The 14,753-nt window shown below is 62.2% G+C and carries 15 protein-coding genes and 3 pseudogenes; 12 read left to right on the top strand and 6 right to left on the bottom strand.

Features of this window, described 5'->3' with window-relative positions:
• Positions 1-183 precede the first annotated feature (183 nt).
• From FB600_RS30335 to FB600_RS30325, 3 genes are all read right to left on the bottom strand, one after another.
• Positions 184-447, bottom strand: a complete 264-nt coding sequence (locus FB600_RS30335) for a hypothetical protein (RefSeq protein WP_105828953.1) — start codon at positions 445-447, stop codon at positions 184-186.
• Positions 448-455: 8 nt separating this feature from the next.
• Positions 456-779, bottom strand: coding sequence for an H-NS family nucleoid-associated regulatory protein (locus FB600_RS30330; protein ID WP_105828954.1), 324 nt, complete (start codon positions 777-779; stop codon positions 456-458).
• Positions 780-941: 162 nt separating this feature from the next.
• The gene (locus FB600_RS30325; protein WP_105828964.1) at positions 942-1,313 is read right to left on the bottom strand and encodes a winged helix-turn-helix transcriptional regulator; all 372 of its coding nucleotides are present in this window, start codon (positions 1,311-1,313) and stop codon (positions 942-944) included.
• 96 nt (positions 1,314-1,409) lie between these two features.
• Between FB600_RS30325 and FB600_RS30320 the strand changes: the two genes are divergently transcribed.
• Positions 1,410-2,159: an SDR family NAD(P)-dependent oxidoreductase gene (locus tag FB600_RS30320; protein WP_105828955.1), complete on the top strand. Its 750-nt coding sequence runs from the start codon at positions 1,410-1,412 to the stop codon at positions 2,157-2,159.
• Positions 2,160-2,433: 274 nt separating this feature from the next.
• On the opposite strand, the gene FB600_RS30315 is transcribed toward FB600_RS30320, so the two are convergent.
• The gene (locus FB600_RS30315; protein WP_105828956.1) at positions 2,434-3,447 is read right to left on the bottom strand and encodes a LysR family transcriptional regulator; all 1,014 of its coding nucleotides are present in this window, start codon (positions 3,445-3,447) and stop codon (positions 2,434-2,436) included.
• A 106-nt stretch (positions 3,448-3,553) separates the two neighbouring features.
• Between FB600_RS30315 and FB600_RS30310 the strand changes: the two genes are divergently transcribed.
• The 3 genes from FB600_RS30310 to FB600_RS30300 are packed head-to-tail and all read left to right on the top strand — an operon-like array spanning position 3,554 to position 5,703.
• Complete coding sequence (locus FB600_RS30310; protein ID WP_105828957.1) at positions 3,554-4,288, top strand: SDR family NAD(P)-dependent oxidoreductase; 735 nt, start codon at positions 3,554-3,556, stop codon at positions 4,286-4,288.
• A gap of 14 nt (positions 4,289-4,302) precedes the next feature.
• Positions 4,303-5,079: an SDR family NAD(P)-dependent oxidoreductase gene (locus FB600_RS30305; protein WP_105828958.1), complete on the top strand. Its 777-nt coding sequence runs from the start codon at positions 4,303-4,305 to the stop codon at positions 5,077-5,079.
• A 27-nt stretch (positions 5,080-5,106) separates the two neighbouring features.
• Positions 5,107-5,703 carry an NADPH-dependent F420 reductase gene (locus FB600_RS30300; RefSeq protein ID WP_105828959.1) on the top strand — a complete coding sequence of 199 codons (597 nt, stop codon included), beginning with the start codon at positions 5,107-5,109 and terminating at the stop codon, positions 5,701-5,703.
• Between the two features lie 88 nt (positions 5,704-5,791).
• Here FB600_RS30300 and FB600_RS37920 read toward each other — a convergent pair whose 3' ends face one another.
• On the bottom strand, positions 5,792-5,914 hold the full coding sequence (locus FB600_RS37920; RefSeq protein WP_258181855.1) for a hypothetical protein: 123 nt from the start codon (positions 5,912-5,914) through the stop codon (positions 5,792-5,794).
• Between the two features lie 7 nt (positions 5,915-5,921).
• Here FB600_RS37920 and FB600_RS30295 point away from each other — a divergent pair.
• From FB600_RS30295 to FB600_RS30280, 3 genes and pseudogenes are all read left to right on the top strand, one after another.
• Positions 5,922-6,911 (top strand): annotated as a pseudogene (locus FB600_RS30295) (IS110 family transposase); the annotation flags it as partial.
• Between the two features lie 322 nt (positions 6,912-7,233).
• The gene (locus tag FB600_RS30285) at positions 7,234-8,286 is read left to right on the top strand and encodes an IS110 family transposase (protein ID WP_145757764.1); all 1,053 of its coding nucleotides are present in this window, start codon (positions 7,234-7,236) and stop codon (positions 8,284-8,286) included.
• A gap of 12 nt (positions 8,287-8,298) precedes the next feature.
• Positions 8,299-8,484 (top strand): annotated as a pseudogene (locus tag FB600_RS30280) (IS3 family transposase); the annotation flags it as partial.
• A 99-nt stretch (positions 8,485-8,583) separates the two neighbouring features.
• On the opposite strand, the gene FB600_RS30275 reads toward FB600_RS30280, so the two are convergent.
• Entirely contained in the window at positions 8,584-9,270 is a 687-nt protein-coding gene (locus FB600_RS30275; RefSeq protein ID WP_226285256.1) for a Crp/Fnr family transcriptional regulator, read from the bottom strand.
• Positions 9,271-9,767: 497 nt separating this feature from the next.
• Here FB600_RS30275 and FB600_RS30270 point away from each other — a divergent pair, with 497 nt between their 5' ends.
• From FB600_RS30270 to FB600_RS30245, 5 genes and pseudogenes are all read left to right on the top strand, one after another.
• A complete protein-coding gene (locus FB600_RS30270) occupies positions 9,768-10,112 on the top strand; it encodes a hypothetical protein (RefSeq protein WP_105819440.1) in 345 nt (114 codons plus the stop codon).
• Between the two features lie 121 nt (positions 10,113-10,233).
• Positions 10,234-10,899, top strand: a complete 666-nt coding sequence (locus tag FB600_RS37915; protein ID WP_226285254.1) for a hypothetical protein — start codon at positions 10,234-10,236, stop codon at positions 10,897-10,899.
• Between the two features lie 371 nt (positions 10,900-11,270).
• Positions 11,271-11,990, top strand: a pseudogene (locus FB600_RS30260) (Crp/Fnr family transcriptional regulator).
• 841 nt (positions 11,991-12,831) lie between these two features.
• On the top strand, positions 12,832-13,152 hold the full coding sequence (locus tag FB600_RS30250; protein WP_105852432.1) for a transposase: 321 nt from the start codon (positions 12,832-12,834) through the stop codon (positions 13,150-13,152).
• Between the two features lie 138 nt (positions 13,153-13,290).
• The gene (locus FB600_RS30245) at positions 13,291-14,712 is read left to right on the top strand and encodes a sigma-54 dependent transcriptional regulator (RefSeq protein WP_105829559.1); all 1,422 of its coding nucleotides are present in this window, start codon (positions 13,291-13,293) and stop codon (positions 14,710-14,712) included.
• Positions 14,713-14,753: the final 41 nt, after the last annotated feature.

The following is a 14,753-nucleotide window of genomic DNA, read 5'->3' as shown; positions in this document are numbered from 1 at the left end:
TGGCGGCGCATTGCCGGACAGCGGGTTCTCGTGCCGATACCGCTCTCCAGAAACTGGCGTCAGGGGACGCCATAACTCAGTGCGACCCTAGGGCCATAGACCCGCCGATCAGATAGATGCACGAACACACGATGAGCACGGCGATCGCCGCTCCGCAAAAAATCTTCCCCATTTCCCATCCTCTTATACGTGCGCAGACGAGCCTTCCTGACCATTCAGACAACGTGCGATAGGACCGTAGGCGGCCAGGATCTTGGTGACGCCGAGCTCGTCATCGACGGCGAGTGCGTCGCGCTCCGCAACCAGCGCGGCACGCGCGGCGATCGCCTGGGCGAGCATTGCCTGGCTCGGCTCAGCGCGGGACTCCTCCATGGTGATCAATTCCACCTGGCGCGCGATAAGTTGACCGATGGTCTGGCAGGCCACTTCGTATTCGACGGATACCATCTTCGTCCTCAATTATTGTCGGATTGATTGGCGAGTAGATCGGGCTGGATCAGGAACCGAGCTGGCTCATCACCGAGCCAAGCCGGCTGTCGGCCTTTACCTGTCCATGTTTTCCCTGAGACTGGATCGCGATATAGAGGCGACACGCGAGCCGATCGGCGTTTTGCGACCTTCTCCTGCAGGTCCTGAACACTGATGTCGAGACTCTTCATGAGTTTCCGAATCTGAGCGATCGCAGCTTCGCGTTCGGTCTCTCGCGCGACGGCGATACGTGCGTCCAACGCTTCCAGTTCAGCGAGGAGAGCCAAATAACCCTTTGTCGTTGATGTCATTTTTTCCTAAACACTCTTTTCGTGTAGCAGGACTTCGAGCCGCAATCGTGCCCGGTCCCTCTCGTAGCCTTTCGGCAACATCAGGTTGGAATCGTCGACTGCTTTACGCAAGCAATCAGCAACGTCGCTCGCAGCGGGTATACGTCTATGCGGGAGCGGCAACTAATCTCGTCTGACATCGGCATCTGCGAGTGTCTGTCGGCGTAAGGCGATTCGCTCGACGTCGCGCATATGGTCTTTACCCCAAATGCAAAGAGGAGCAAGTGCCTTCGCCAGCGAATGCCCAAGCGGCGTGAGCGAGTACTCGACCTTTGGCGGAATCTCTTTGTAATCGACGCGCTCGATTACTTCATCCAGTTGCAACTCCCTCAGCTGCTGTATCAGCACTTTGTCGCTGACGTTGCCTACCGAGCGCCTCAGCTCACCATAACGATGCACACCATGCGCCAGATGAAACAACACCAGCGGTTTCCATTTTCCGCCGATGACTGCCAGCGCGGCGTGAAGCCCAGAGGTAAAGGTGATCGCAGCCAATTTTTTGCTTCCCAAGGTACTTACCAAAAGGTAAATACTATCCAGATAGATAGTCTAGGTCTACTGTGTGACCTCTGATTTCAACCGGAGGCACACATGAATAGGCTGGAAGGGAAAATTGCGGTGATCACAGGCGGTAACAGTGGTATTGGACTAGCGGCTGCCACTCGATTCGCAGCGGAAGGAGCAGAGGTCGTTATCGTTGGCCGTCGCAAGGAAGAATTAGACAGCGCGCTCAAAGTCATCGGGGCCCGCGCGACCGCGATGCGAGGCGATGTCTCCCACCTTGACGACCTTGAACAAGTCTTTCAGAAAGTGGAGGCCGCTAAAGGGCGAATCGACATTTTGTTCGCTAATGCGGGACTAGGCGGCACACAGCCGATTGGCTCCATTACCGAAGCATCGTTCGATACGATATTCGATGTGAACGTCAAGGGGACGCTGTTCACCGTACAGAAAGCGCTGCCGTTAATGAAGCAAGGCGGATCGATCATCCTCACCGGATCGACGACCGGCTCGATGGGCGAACAAGGGTTCAGTGTCTATAGCGCGTCGAAGGCGGCGGTCCGCAATCTTGCAAGGAGCTGGGCGTGGGATTTGAAGGGCACGGGAATTCGTGTCAATGTCCTTTCGCCGGGGCCAACTGAAACGCCTGGTCTGCTTAACGCGTTGGCCCGCTCAGGCCAGCAAGAAGCCGCCGCAGCAGCCCTTAGTACACGAATTCCTATCGGACGTATAGGGAAGGCGGCCGAAATCGCCGCCGCGGCCCTGTTTCTTGCCTCAGATGAGAGCAGCTTCATGACCGGCAGCGAATTGTTCGCCGATGGCGGATATGCGCAGGTCTAGCGAACGCGCGACTCCCGCTGCGGGCGACGCGAGTTGGAGCGCGCCGTCCCGCGCGTAGCGCGAAGGCCGCGACGGCACGGCGTATATCGGGTAGAAAGCGGACGCTCAATGGCCTTGGATGATCGGCGGTTTTTGGCCGAACTCGGTCGGCCGCCGCGCAAGGCACTACCGACGCAGATCAACCCGTTTCGGCCAGTCGATTCTCGAGGGCCCGACTGACTCGAATCTGAGCATTGCTGCCATTGAAGATTCCAGAAAGCGGACTTCCGATTATTTACTTTGCAGATGTCAGCCGAGGGCCGCGAGGCCGTACTGGCCGTTCCTCAGGGCTCGCGGGCTGCCGGGCTCTTTGGGGGGTGTTTGGGATCGAGCTCCGGATAGCATCCTTCGGGCAGCTCTGGCGATCGCCCAGACGCTCAAGGAGTCGTGCCTCGCATTCGGAAACGGAGTACCCGCGCCGCTGCGAGATCATGAACGTGAGGGGGCGCATATGCCATGCGCGCCGTTGGAGCTCGACAAGTGTCCCATTCGCGAGGTCCTGCTCGACCATATGGCGCGGCATGTGCCCCCAGCACAAGCCTCCTCTGAGTAGGTCGTGCTTCGCGCCGAGGTCATTGACCCACCACTGGTGTTCACTGGCGACCCCCTGTTGCGTCTTTTCTGCATCGGGCTGGTTGTCGGTGACGACAAGCTGGATGTGCCGGCCAAATTCCTCCCGCGATATCGGCCTCGCCATTGCGGCCAGCGAATGCGACGGCGCACAGACGGTCACCATTTGCGCATCGCATAAATGCAGCCGTTCTATCGTGCCTGGGCTGAGCTCGGGCACGTCTGTGATCGTTACCGCCAATGCGCACGTACCTTGGAGGACCAGGCGCTCGCCGCCTTGCATGGTTGTCATGCGCAGATTAATTGCCACCGTTGGAAAGTCCGCCTGCAGGGTGCGCAGGCATTCAATCAGGTGAGCGCGCGAAAAATAGGTATCCACGGCGATCGAGACCTGTGGAACGCCGGTTTCAGCAATCGCAACCGCACGCATCTTCATTTCCTCGGTGCGTGAGATGACTCCGCGCGCATCGGGCAGGAGGCTGCGGCCCGCCGCCGTGAGCGTCGCTTTGCGCGTGTTGCGCTCGAACAGCACCACGTCAAAGGCATTCTCAAGGGCGCTGATCGCGTGACTGATCGCCGACTGTGCACGCCTCAGTTCCCTCGCTGCCCCGGAAAAGCTTCCTTGGTCACACACCGCGACGAAGGCCCGAAGTTGATTGATGGTGACATTGTCGAGCATAGATATCTAAAAAGTAGATCGTATTTATAGATATTTAGTCAATTTCCTTCATAAATCAAGAGCCTCAAAATCTGGCTTGTCGTTTTCGTTTCGAAGGATGCACGATATGAACAGATTGAATGGAAAGACCGCCGTCGTCACTGGCGGCGCTACTGGCATCGGCTTCGCTGCGGCAAAGCGCTTCATCGAGGAAGGCGCTTTCGTCTTCATCTACGGTCGCCGGCAGGAAGCGCTCGATGCCGCTGTGACTGCCCTCGGTCCCAATGCCCGCGCTGTAAAGGGCTCGGTCTTCGAACTGACTGACCTCGACCGGCTCTACGCGGTGGTAAAGGCCGAGCGCGGAACCCTCGACATCGTCTTCGCCAACGCTGGGGCGGGAAGTCCGCTTCCTCTCGGCCAGATCACCGCCGGGCACATCGACGATACCTTTGACACCAATGTAAAGGGGACGATCTTTACGGTCCAAAAGGCGTTGCCGCTGATGAGCTCAGGCGCTTCGATCATTCTGACCGGATCGAGCGCCGGCACCACGGGAGCCGCGGGATTCACGGTCTACAGCGCGAGCAAGGCCGCGGTGCGCAACCTCGCCCGGACCTGGGCGGAGGACTTGAAAGGCACCGGCATCCGAGTCAACGTGCTGTCGCCCGGGGCAACGGCGACCGAACTGGCCAAGCAGGCGCTGGGCGAAGAGGGCCAGAAAGCCTACGGTGCGATGACGCCACTCCAGCGTATGGCCGATCCGGCAGAGATCGGGGCGGTGGCCGCCTTTCTCGCCTCGTCGGACAGCAGCTTCATGACCGCCAGCGAGGTCGCCGTTGACGGTGGGCTGGCACAACTCTAACGGAAAAAAATCAAATGACGCATTCACTAAAGCCACTAAAGGGCAAAACAGCGCTCGTTACCGGGGCATCACGGGGCATCGGCCGCGCGATCGCCGAACGTCTTGCAAAGGACGGTGCGACAGTGGCACTGACCTACAACGCGAGCAAATCCGGCGCTGATGAGGCGATCGCGGCCATCGAAAAAGAAGGAGGCACCGCGTTCGCAGTCCGCGCAGATCTCGTTGATCCGGCGGCCGTCCCGGCTTTGTTCGAGAGACTCGACGACGAGTTCTCGAGGCGCAACGGAAGCAACACCCTCGATATTCTGGTCAACAATGCTGGCAATTCCGGCTGGGTTGGCTTCAAGGACGCTTCGCCGCAGAGTTGGGACACCCTGATGGCGGTCTACGCCCGCGCGCCCTTCTTCATCATTCAGGCCGCTCTAGGTCGCCTCCCCGATGATGGACGCATCATCAACATTTCTTCCGCTGCTGCAACGAAGCCCGTGACGGCAGCGCCTGTCTACTCGATGGCGAAAGCGGCCATCAACACCTTGACCCATACGCTTGCAATCGAGTTGGGGCCGCGTGGCATCACCGCGAATGCCGTAGCACCGGGCTATACGCGAACGGACGCGAATGCTGCCATACGGGAGAATCCAGAACTCGTCAAGGCGATCGAGGCCCAGATCGCGCTGGGCCGCGTTGGCGAACCTTCGGAAATCGCCGCCGTCGTGGCGTTCCTAGCCTCCGATGAAGGCCATTGGGTGACCGGCCAAACAATTGAAGCAAGCGGCGGCTACAGGCTCTGACCGCGCCGGTAAACGAAGGAGAAACATATGAGTTACGCAATCATTGGCTTTGGGAAGATTGGTCACGCACTTGCGAGAGCGTTCGCCCGAAAAGGCATCGAAGTGGCCGTTGCAACTACGCGTGATCCGGAAAGCTTCGCAGCCGATGCGGGCGCGATCGGACCCACGATCATTCCCCGAACCCTGGCGGAAGCCCTCAAGGCGGACATCATCTTTCTGGCACTTCATTTCGAGTCGCACCCGGAAGTCGCGAAGGCATTGCCGAACTGGAAGGGAAAGACCGTCATCGACGCGATGAACACGCAAATCCCGCCGGAGGAACTGGGCGGCCTTCCGTCCTCCGCCTTCGTTGCGAAGGCGTTCAGCGGAGTCCGCCTGGTGAAAGGCTTCAACCATCTGGTTGCTGCCGTCCTGGACCAGGACCCGGTTGTGCATGGAGGCAGGAGAGTCGTGTTTCTGGCGAGCGACGATGCTGCCGCAGCAGCGGAGATCGGTGAGCTTGCTAAAAATCTCGGTTTCGCACCGATCCAACTTGGCGGCCTTTCGGAAGGCGGATGGCTTGTGCATGCACGCGGAAAGCACTGGGGTCACCTAATTTTCAAGGATCTGGTCAAGTTCGATTAGTTAGCTGATTGAAGATTGCAGTCTCGCCTCGTGGACGAAGCTTGGCCGGCACGCATCGCGGGCACGAGGGATTGGCAGATCTGTTCGTTCAACGCTCGCGCTGGTAGTCGTACCGATGCGCGAGCCATCGGGTACCGCTTCCATCCGCCAGAATGAAGTACTGGTCCTTCGTCTGGTGGTCGGGGTCTTTGCGCGCGATCACCTGTTCCATTCGAAGCAATCGTCTGCTCGGCAGTGAATGCTTCCCTACCACGCGGCATGGCTACAAACAGATGCTGCTTTGGATGCGCTCATTCGGTGAGCTTGCCCGGGTTGGCGTCGAATGCACGGGCTCATACGGAGCAGGCTTGCTTCGCTACCTTCAGCAAGCCCGCGTCACAGTGCTCGAGGTCACGACACCGGACAAGAGTGACCGGCGCAAACGCGGTAAGGACGACACGCTGGACGCGTGCAACGCGGCGCACGCTGCCTTTGCTGGTGTGCGGACAGTCACGCCCAAGACGCGTGACGGTATGATTGAATCGCTGCGCGTTCTGAAAGTCTGCCGGAAGACTGCTATCTCGGCGAGGCGCGTTGCATTGCAACTGATCCACAATACCATCGTCAGCGCGCCTGACGAGTTACGCGAGTCGCTGCGCAAGATGACCCGGATGCAACTCATCCGGACATTGGCCGCATGGCGTCCCGATCTGTCTGACTATCGGAACCTGATCTCTGCCAACCGGATTGCATTGAAATCACTGGGGCGCCGGTATCTCGAGTTGCACGACGAGATCGCCGACCTCGACGTCATGATCGCGGCCCTGGTCGATGAACTCGCCCCCGATCTGGTCTCCCGCAATTCGATTGGCTACGAGTCCGCTTCGCAACTGCTACTGACCGCTGGCGACAATAGCGACCGGCTTCAGTCAGAGGCCAGCTTCGCGGCCCTTTGTGGAGTGAGTCCCGTCCCGGCGTCTTCCGGCAAGGTGACACGACATCGACTGAATCGAGGTGGGGATCGTGCGGCCAACAGCGCCCTGCACATCATCGCCATCGGTCGCCTGCGAACCGACGATCGCACAAAAGCCTATGTTGCCAAACGCGTCAGCGAGGGCCATTCAAAGCTTGAAGCGATCCGTTGCCTAAAGCGCTATATCGCGCGAGAGGTCTTCTACGCCATCCGGCAACGCCACCGCCAGATCGCCCAGACCCAATTTACCCCTTGACCTTTAGAAGGGCGTCCAGGGGAGTCAATACGGCAGTGACGAATGGCGTCGCTTCTGCCAATCACACAAGCTCGAGCCTTCGATGAGTCGGCGCGGCAATTGCTGGGACACTCAGTCTAAGATCGCCTCTGAACGTCGGATCGATCTGACCCGTGCTGGGATTGGCGAAGCTGCCTTGGCGTTGACCTGTCGATCGGATTCCGGCGTTCCCCGAGCGTTGCCGGGCTCACCGTCTGTGACCTGATAGGAGCTTTGTTCTGCACCGTGAGTGTCCTGTCCTGCGAGTGGGGTTGGCGATGCGCCCACTACGACGAAAACACGCATGGAACAAAACAACGAAGTGATTCTGGGCGTCGGCACGCATCTGGATGCGCATGTCGGGGCTGTGATTAGCGAGACGGGCACACTTCTTGGAACGCTGTCGGTATCGACCGATACGGCAGGGTATCTCAACCTGGTGAGCTGGGCGAATTCGTTCGGTCATCTGCGCCGCGCCGGCGTAGAAGGGACCGGCACCTACGGCGCGGGTTTGGCCCGCGTGCTACGCGATCACGAGATTGAGGTGCTGGAAGTCAATCGCCCTGACCGGGCGATGCGCCGGTCCCGAGGAAAGTCCGATCCCACTGATGCGGAAAACGCCGCCCGCGCGGTTCTTTCTGGCAGAGCAACGGCTGTTCCCAAGGAGCAGTCCGGCGCTGCCGAAGCAATGCGCGCCGTCTCCGTTGCCAGACGCAGCGCGGTCAAAGCGAAAACGCAAGCCATCAATCAGTTGCGCGCTTTACTGGTCAGCGCGCCACAGGAAATTCGCGAACGCCTTCTGAAAACGAAGACGGCGGAATGCGTTGCGAGCTGTGCCCGCCTGCGCTCGTTGGGCGACACGCCCATGTTGCAAACGTTGACGACCACGTTGCGCTTGCTGGCCAAGCGCTGGCTGGCGCTGACAGAGGAGCTCAATACGCTCGATGCCATGCTTGATCGCCTGACCAGCCAACACGCTAGCCGGCTTCGTGACAGATTCGGTGTTGGCCCACAGACCGCTGCAGTGCTTGTCGCCGTCGCAGGCGACAATCCCGAACGCCTGAAAAGTGAGGCTGCGCTGGCGGCGCTTTGTGGCACGAGCCCGTTGCAGGCATCGTCTGGCAAAACGGTCCGGCATCGCTTGAACAGAGGTGGCGACCGGTCTGCAAACAATGCCTTGTGGACCATTGCAATGGTGCGCATGAGAAGCGATCCTCGGACCCGTGCTTACGTCGAGCGCCGGACCAAAGAAGGCATGTCGAACAAGGAAATTCATCGCTGCCTGAAGCGCTATATCGTGAGGGAGTTGTACCCGCTCATCCTGGCCGATCTGGCCGATTCGACGCGCGTCCCTTGACATAGGAGCGTCAATGCCGTGGCGGAATCCTTTTTCAGCAGCCTGAAGAAAGAGCGAATCCGCAAACGTATCTATAAAACCCGGGATATGGCGCGTGCCGACGTCTTCGACTACATCGAGGTCTTTTACAATCGAACCCGTCGCCATAGTCATCTTGGCGGCCTGAGTCCCGAGGCCTTTGAACAGGCTGCGGCGTGAGGGTCGGGGGTGTCTAGTGTGCTCTGGGCAGTCCAATCATAGGCCAGCGGCGTCTAGTATTCCCTGGGCAGTCCACCTGACGATTGGCCCGGCACGAAATCAGCGCTGCCTGAGCAGCCGCTCGCTCTCCTGGCGTACCACCAGATAGCACTCGCACACATAGCGCTCCAGGGCGGCACGGTCGATCACCTCGATCACGCCGCGCGAATAGCGGATGAGGCCCGCTTCCTGAAGCTTCCTGGCGGTCTCGGTCACGCTCGCACGCCGCACGCCGAGCATGTTGGCGATCAGTTCCTGCGTCATCCGCACGTTGTTCGAATCGAGCCGGTCGAGGCTCAGCAACAGCCAGCGGCAGAACTGCTGGGCGATCGAGTGGTGACGGTTGCAGACCGCCGTCTGGGCCATCTGCGTGATGAGCGCCTGCGTGTAGCGTAGGAACAGGCGCTGCAGCGCACCGCCGCGCGCGAACTCCTGTCGCACGATCTGGCCGCTCAGCTGATAGGCCGCGCCGCTGCTCTGCACGATCGCGCGGTTCGGCATCGTGTCGCCCCCCATGAACAGCGCCACGCCCACCAGGCCGTCGCGTCCCACCACGGCGATTTCCGCCGACGCGCCGTTCTCCATGACGTAGAGCATCGAGATGATCGCGGTCGTGGGCAGATAGACGTGGCTGAGGTGGTCGCCCGATTCGTAGACGACATGGCCGAGCAGCATCGTGACCGGCGTGAGGTGCGGCTCGATGCGACGGCGCTCGTCAGCGGGCAGCGCGGCCAGCAGGTGATTCAGGTCCGCTCCGGCATCGCCGGAAGCCGGTGGTGCATCGCGCTCGGATTCGTGGCGTCTGACGCGCTCGATCAGTTGCGCCTGCAGCTTCGCGTGCTCTTCGTAGTGCTTGCTCGGCAGCAGGCTCAACACGGTGGAGCGCAGTGTGTCGTGACCGAGCGCATCGAGGATCCGGATCTTGGTCAACACCCCGAGATCGCTCTTGCCGTTGCGCCAGGCCGAAATCTGCGCACGCGTCAGCGCAAGACTTTCCGCCAGTTGCGCGTCGCTGGAAAATCGTCCCTTGCGCTTCAACTCGTCAAACTTTTCCTGCCAATTGAATTGCATGAGTCGCGAACTGAGAAGGTGTCAAATTCATTTGACGAGATGGCTGCGATCGTGGAGAATACCTGCGCAGTCAGCTCGATCCGGATTTGCCGGACATATATAGCACAGGTCGCGCCGGTCGAAACGTGCATTTCACGTCCCACGCGCGATCATGCATCCGACCAGGCGAATGCGTGAACGACAAGGCCTCGTATTTCCAGATTCCGACGCCCACGTTTCAGCGGGCACTCGCGATCGTCCCGGCGCCGATCGACGACGAAGCGTTTGCCGCGCACCTCGTCGACTTCTCCCGCTACGTATTCGCGCACGCCGAACATCTGCGTGTCTACCAGCGTACCACGCCGCTCTCCGAGGCCTTTCTCGGCGCATTCGTCGGCCTGCTCGAAATCGTCGAGATGAATTCCCCCGAAGACGCCACCCGTTGCATGGCACGGTTTCGGGAAATCGTCGCGACGCCGGCTCCCCCCGAGGGGCCGACACCGCCCGCCGCGAAACCGGCAGGGCCATCTCCCGAGTAGGCCCCCTGCCCGGCGCGACACATGCGCACCCGGACGGCCGCGACACGCCCTTCGTACGTTGGCGTACCGATTCCCGCGCTCGATGCGCGCATCGTCGCCTCGAGGCGTGGATGGCACTCGCATGACGGCACTGCGGGCCCGTGCGCGCCGCACGGCTTGCCATGACCACCGGCAGCCCCATCGCCATCGCTACGCAGGCGTGGCCCGCCCCGCGCACCGGGCACATCCCTTCATCGAATCCTCCCTGCCGATCGAATCGCACGGGCCGGCAATCAAAAAAGTGTCAAATGCATTTGACGTTCTGTATTCAAATCGGGAAAATCAAAATGCGCCGTCCGCCATGCCGAATGTGCGTGACATGGGCGAAACGCTCGCGCATGGCCGCCTGCCTCACCGCTTCGCGCGCACGTCGCGTTCGTGCATCCATCCAGAGCCATGCATGAGCGATCCGATTGCGTCTTTCCGCCTTCCCGCATCCTTGTCCCGACAGGCCCTCGCGGCCATTCCCGCGCCGATCGGCGACGACGACTTCTCCACCGCCCAGATCGAGTTCATGCAGCAGGTGTTCGCGTATGCCGAGCATCTGCGCGTGGCGGGGCGACCCACGCCGCTCTCCGATGCCTTTCTCGGCGCGTTCGTGGGCCTGTTCGAAGTGATCGACATGAACTCGCGCGAGGACGCACTGCGCTGCGCGTGGCAGTTTCGCGAGATCGTGACGCTGCTCGTGCCGAATGCGACGCCTGCCGGGGAGCCGCGTCCGCCGGTCGCACCGGACACGCCGCAATGAACGGCTCGCGACGACACTGAGGCGAGCGAGACGACCGCCTCGACCTCGACCTCGCCGTCACCGCCACGTACACCGTACAGAGTTCACGCGTGCGGCGGGCGCATACTGGCATCAGCTTTGCCTCTCGTCGGCGCAGTGTGCGCGTCGGGGCACGCGCAGGATGCGTGCCGTGCCACGACAATCGCACGGCCCCGTCCACCCCGTGCCTCGGCGGATCCTCCCGCGTCTCGCGACGGTCGATCGCCACGCGCGATGCCATCGCGCCACGGCGCGCAAACGCCACCCACGCCGCCCACGCGCGGCCCCCTCCTGCCTCGCGCGGCTCGTGCAGGCTTCCGCCAGTCAATCCGGCATTCGAACAGGACCGGTGCATGCACGCTCCCCCCAGCCTCATCGACAACCGTCTGCTCGCCGCGCTGCCGGACGCCGAACGCGCGCACCTCGCCCCCCCATCTGACGCACGTCGAGATGCCGCTGGGCAAGGTGCTTCATGAATCCGGCGCGAAGCAGCCCCACGTGTATTTCCCGACCACCTCGATCGTGTCGCTGCTGTACGTCATGGAAAACGGCGCATCGGCGGAAATCGCGATCGTCGGGCACGAAGGCATGATCGGCGTGCGCTGTTCATGGGCGGCGACACCACGCCGAGCCGCGCGATCGTGCAGAGCGCCGGGCATGCGTACCGGCTCGACGTGCGCATCCTGCTGCTGGAATTCCGGCGCGGCGCCATGCTGCAACGCGCATTGCTGCGCTACACGCATGCCTTGATCACGCAGATGGCGCAGACCGCCGTCTGCAACCGTCACCACTCCATCGATCAGCAGCTCCGCCGCTGGCTGCTGATGAGCCTCGACCGGCTGCCGTCGAACCAGCTGCGCATGACCCAGGAACTGATCGCGAACATGCTCTGCGTGCGTCGCTCGGGCGTGACCGAGGCCGCGCTGAAGCTGCAGGACGCGGGCCTGATCCGCTACAACTACGGACACATCGAGGTCCTCGACCGGCCGGGCCTGGAACAGCGCGCCTGCGAATGCTATCGCGTCGTCAGACGCGAGTACGACCGGCTGCTGCCCGGGCGCGATGTGCCCTAGCCCCGCGGCCTGGCCCCGCGCACGACACTCGCCGAGATTGCATGCCAGCGTACCGACTCGCCGCACCGGGCCGCTCATCATGGCCCGGGAGGGCGGTACCGATTCCGATGCGCAAGACGCGCGCCGGACGGCCACGCCGCTGGTATCCGGAGGATCCATGGCACCCTACACTCACCGCACGATCGATCAGCACGACCGGTCGATCCGGCAGAAGCAGCGCGACGACAACGCACGCGCCGACATCGACCGCACGCAGCAGCGGCGGCGCGACGACGCCACACTCGACTCGAATGCAACCAAGTGGCGCTACCCCCCATTTCCCAACGCGACGCGAGCCGCTGACGGGCCCCGACGGAGACGAACGCGCGGGCATCGCGACACGCGATCCCGCACACGCTTTCTTCACAGATAGGAGGTACCGCATGACAACCGCAATGTGGGGCACCGCACTCGGCATGGCACTGATGTTCGGATTCTCGTGGCGCCGGGCCAGGCCACGCGCGGTCTGACGCGCGAAGGTGATTCGACCGGTGACCGATGACGGCGCCGGCAACCGCGAGGGTTTCGCCACGGTCGTCGATGGCATGGCAAGTCAGATTTCTGACTTAGAATATCTCATACCAAAAACAATCAAAGCGCCGCGATCGGCAAGCCGAATTCCGTCGAATTTCGCCGGATTCCTGGCTTGGTCCGGATCGCATGAGCCACGCCGTCGGCCCCGGTGTCGTCCGGGGCGGGCCGACGGCATTCCGACCAATGAACGACGCAGCGTCGCGCGGGGTGCCTGGCGCCGCTGCGCACCCTGCCTCGATCCATATCGCTCGATGCGCGCGCCACGGCCATGCGCCGCGCCGTGTGCGGTATCGAACTGAAGCGGTCGGGCCGTGCAATCACTGTGATCCCCAGTTCTCCTGATCGAGGCCTGGTTGAACCGATGAATGAAGCGGCGAAGCGTCGTCGACGCTGGACGAAGGAGCGCAAGTGGGCAATCGTGCGCGAGAGTTTCGATCCCGTCACCTCCTTGCAGGCGGTGGCGGAGCAGCACGGTGTGAATCCAAGCCAGTTGTCCCGCTGGCGCAGGCTGTATCGGGACACGCTGCTGGCGCAGGCACGAACGCAGGCCGACGAGGAAACCGCGACGAGCGACGAGCGAACGGAGTAGCAACGGAAGTGTTCAATAAGCATTCGAAAATGGATGTGTCGGCTGCGGACGGGTCATGCCCGGCGGGCCGAACCTCATCATCGGCCTGTATCCCTGCCGCCTGCCACACCTCAGGCGCGGTTACTCAACGAGGGCGATATGCAAGAACCACACTATGTTGTTTCCCCGATTTTCCGGACTTCGGCCCCGCCGGAAGCCAGCACGCGATCGAGCGAGCAGGTGCAGGCCCAGCCCGCGCGCCCGTGCATCTACCTGTCGCGCCTTTCCGACGCGACCCTGGTGGCCTACCTCCGGGAGCAACAGTGGGAAGTGCTGTGCGCCAGCTCCGCGAACGACGCGCGCAAGCTGGAAAACCCCGCCGCCGCGCACGCCGGCATCATCGACGTGGACAGCTTCAAGACCCGCGACCTCGCCGCGCTGGAACCGCTCTTGCGCCACAAGCAGATCGGCTGGATCGCCCTCGTCGATCCCGCGCGCCTGGCCGAGCCCGAGGTGCGCAAGCTGATCCACCAGTGCTGCTTCGACTACGTGAAGCGCCCGCTCACTCGCACAATGATCGGTTACCTGGTCAGCCACGCCTACGGCATGGTGAGCCTCGGCGAGAGCGAGCCGGCCGCCGAGGCCGGCGCGGCCAACGGTGTGGGCCATGCGATGGTGGGCACCTGCGAGCCGATGCAGCAGCTGTTCCGCACCATCCGCAAGGTAGCCAATACCGATGCGTCGGTGTTCGTGTCGGGCGAATCGGGCACCGGCAAGGAGCTGACGGCGATCGCCATCCACAAGCAGTCGTCGCGGCGCAAGGCGCCGTTCATCGCGATCAATTGCGGGGCGATTCCCCATCATCTGCTGCAGTCCGAACTGTTCGGCTATGAGCGCGGCGCCTTCACCGGCGCCAACAAGCAGCGCGTGGGCCGGGTGGAGGCCGCGCACGGCGGCACGCTGTTTCTCGACGAGATCGGCGACATGCCGCTGGAAAGCCAGGCGAGCCTGCTGCGCTTTCTCCAGGAAGGCTGGATCGAGCGGCTCGGCGGCCACGAGTCGATTCCGGTGGACGTGCGCGTGGTGTCGGCCACCCATGTGGACCTGGAAGCGGCGATCCGCAACGGCCAGTTCCGCGAGGATCTGTTCCATCGCTTGTGCGTGCTGCATATCGAGGAGCCGCCGTTGCGCGCGCGCGGCCGCGATATCGAGCTGCTCGCCAATCATGTGCTGCAGAAATTCCATAGCGATGGCGCCCGCAAGATCCGCGGATTCACCGCCTGTTCGATCTCAGCGATGTATGGCTATCCGTGGCCGGGCAATGTGCGCGAGCTGATCAACCGCATCCGCCGCGCGATCGTGATGGCGGAAAGCCGGCTGATCTCGGCTGCCGATCTCGGCCTCGACCGGTACTCCGCGCAGCAGCATCCCATCACGCTGGCCGAGGCGCGCGAACGCGCCGAGAAGAGCCTGATCGAGGCGGCGCTGCTGCGCCATCGGCGCCGGCACCTGGAGGTGGCCACCGAACTCGGCGTGTCGCGCGCCACCCTGTATCGGCTGATGAACAGCTACGGGCTGTAACGCGGCGGCGGCCGCCAGGCCGAAAGGCCCGATGGCCGCGA

The sequence above is a fragment of the Burkholderia sp. SJZ089 genome, assembly GCF_007828315.1.
In the GTDB taxonomy this organism is placed as follows: domain Bacteria; phylum Pseudomonadota; class Gammaproteobacteria; order Burkholderiales; family Burkholderiaceae; genus Burkholderia; species Burkholderia gladioli.
Note: the sequence above shows the minus strand (reverse complement) of the source record. Positions and strands in the feature narration are given on the sequence as shown.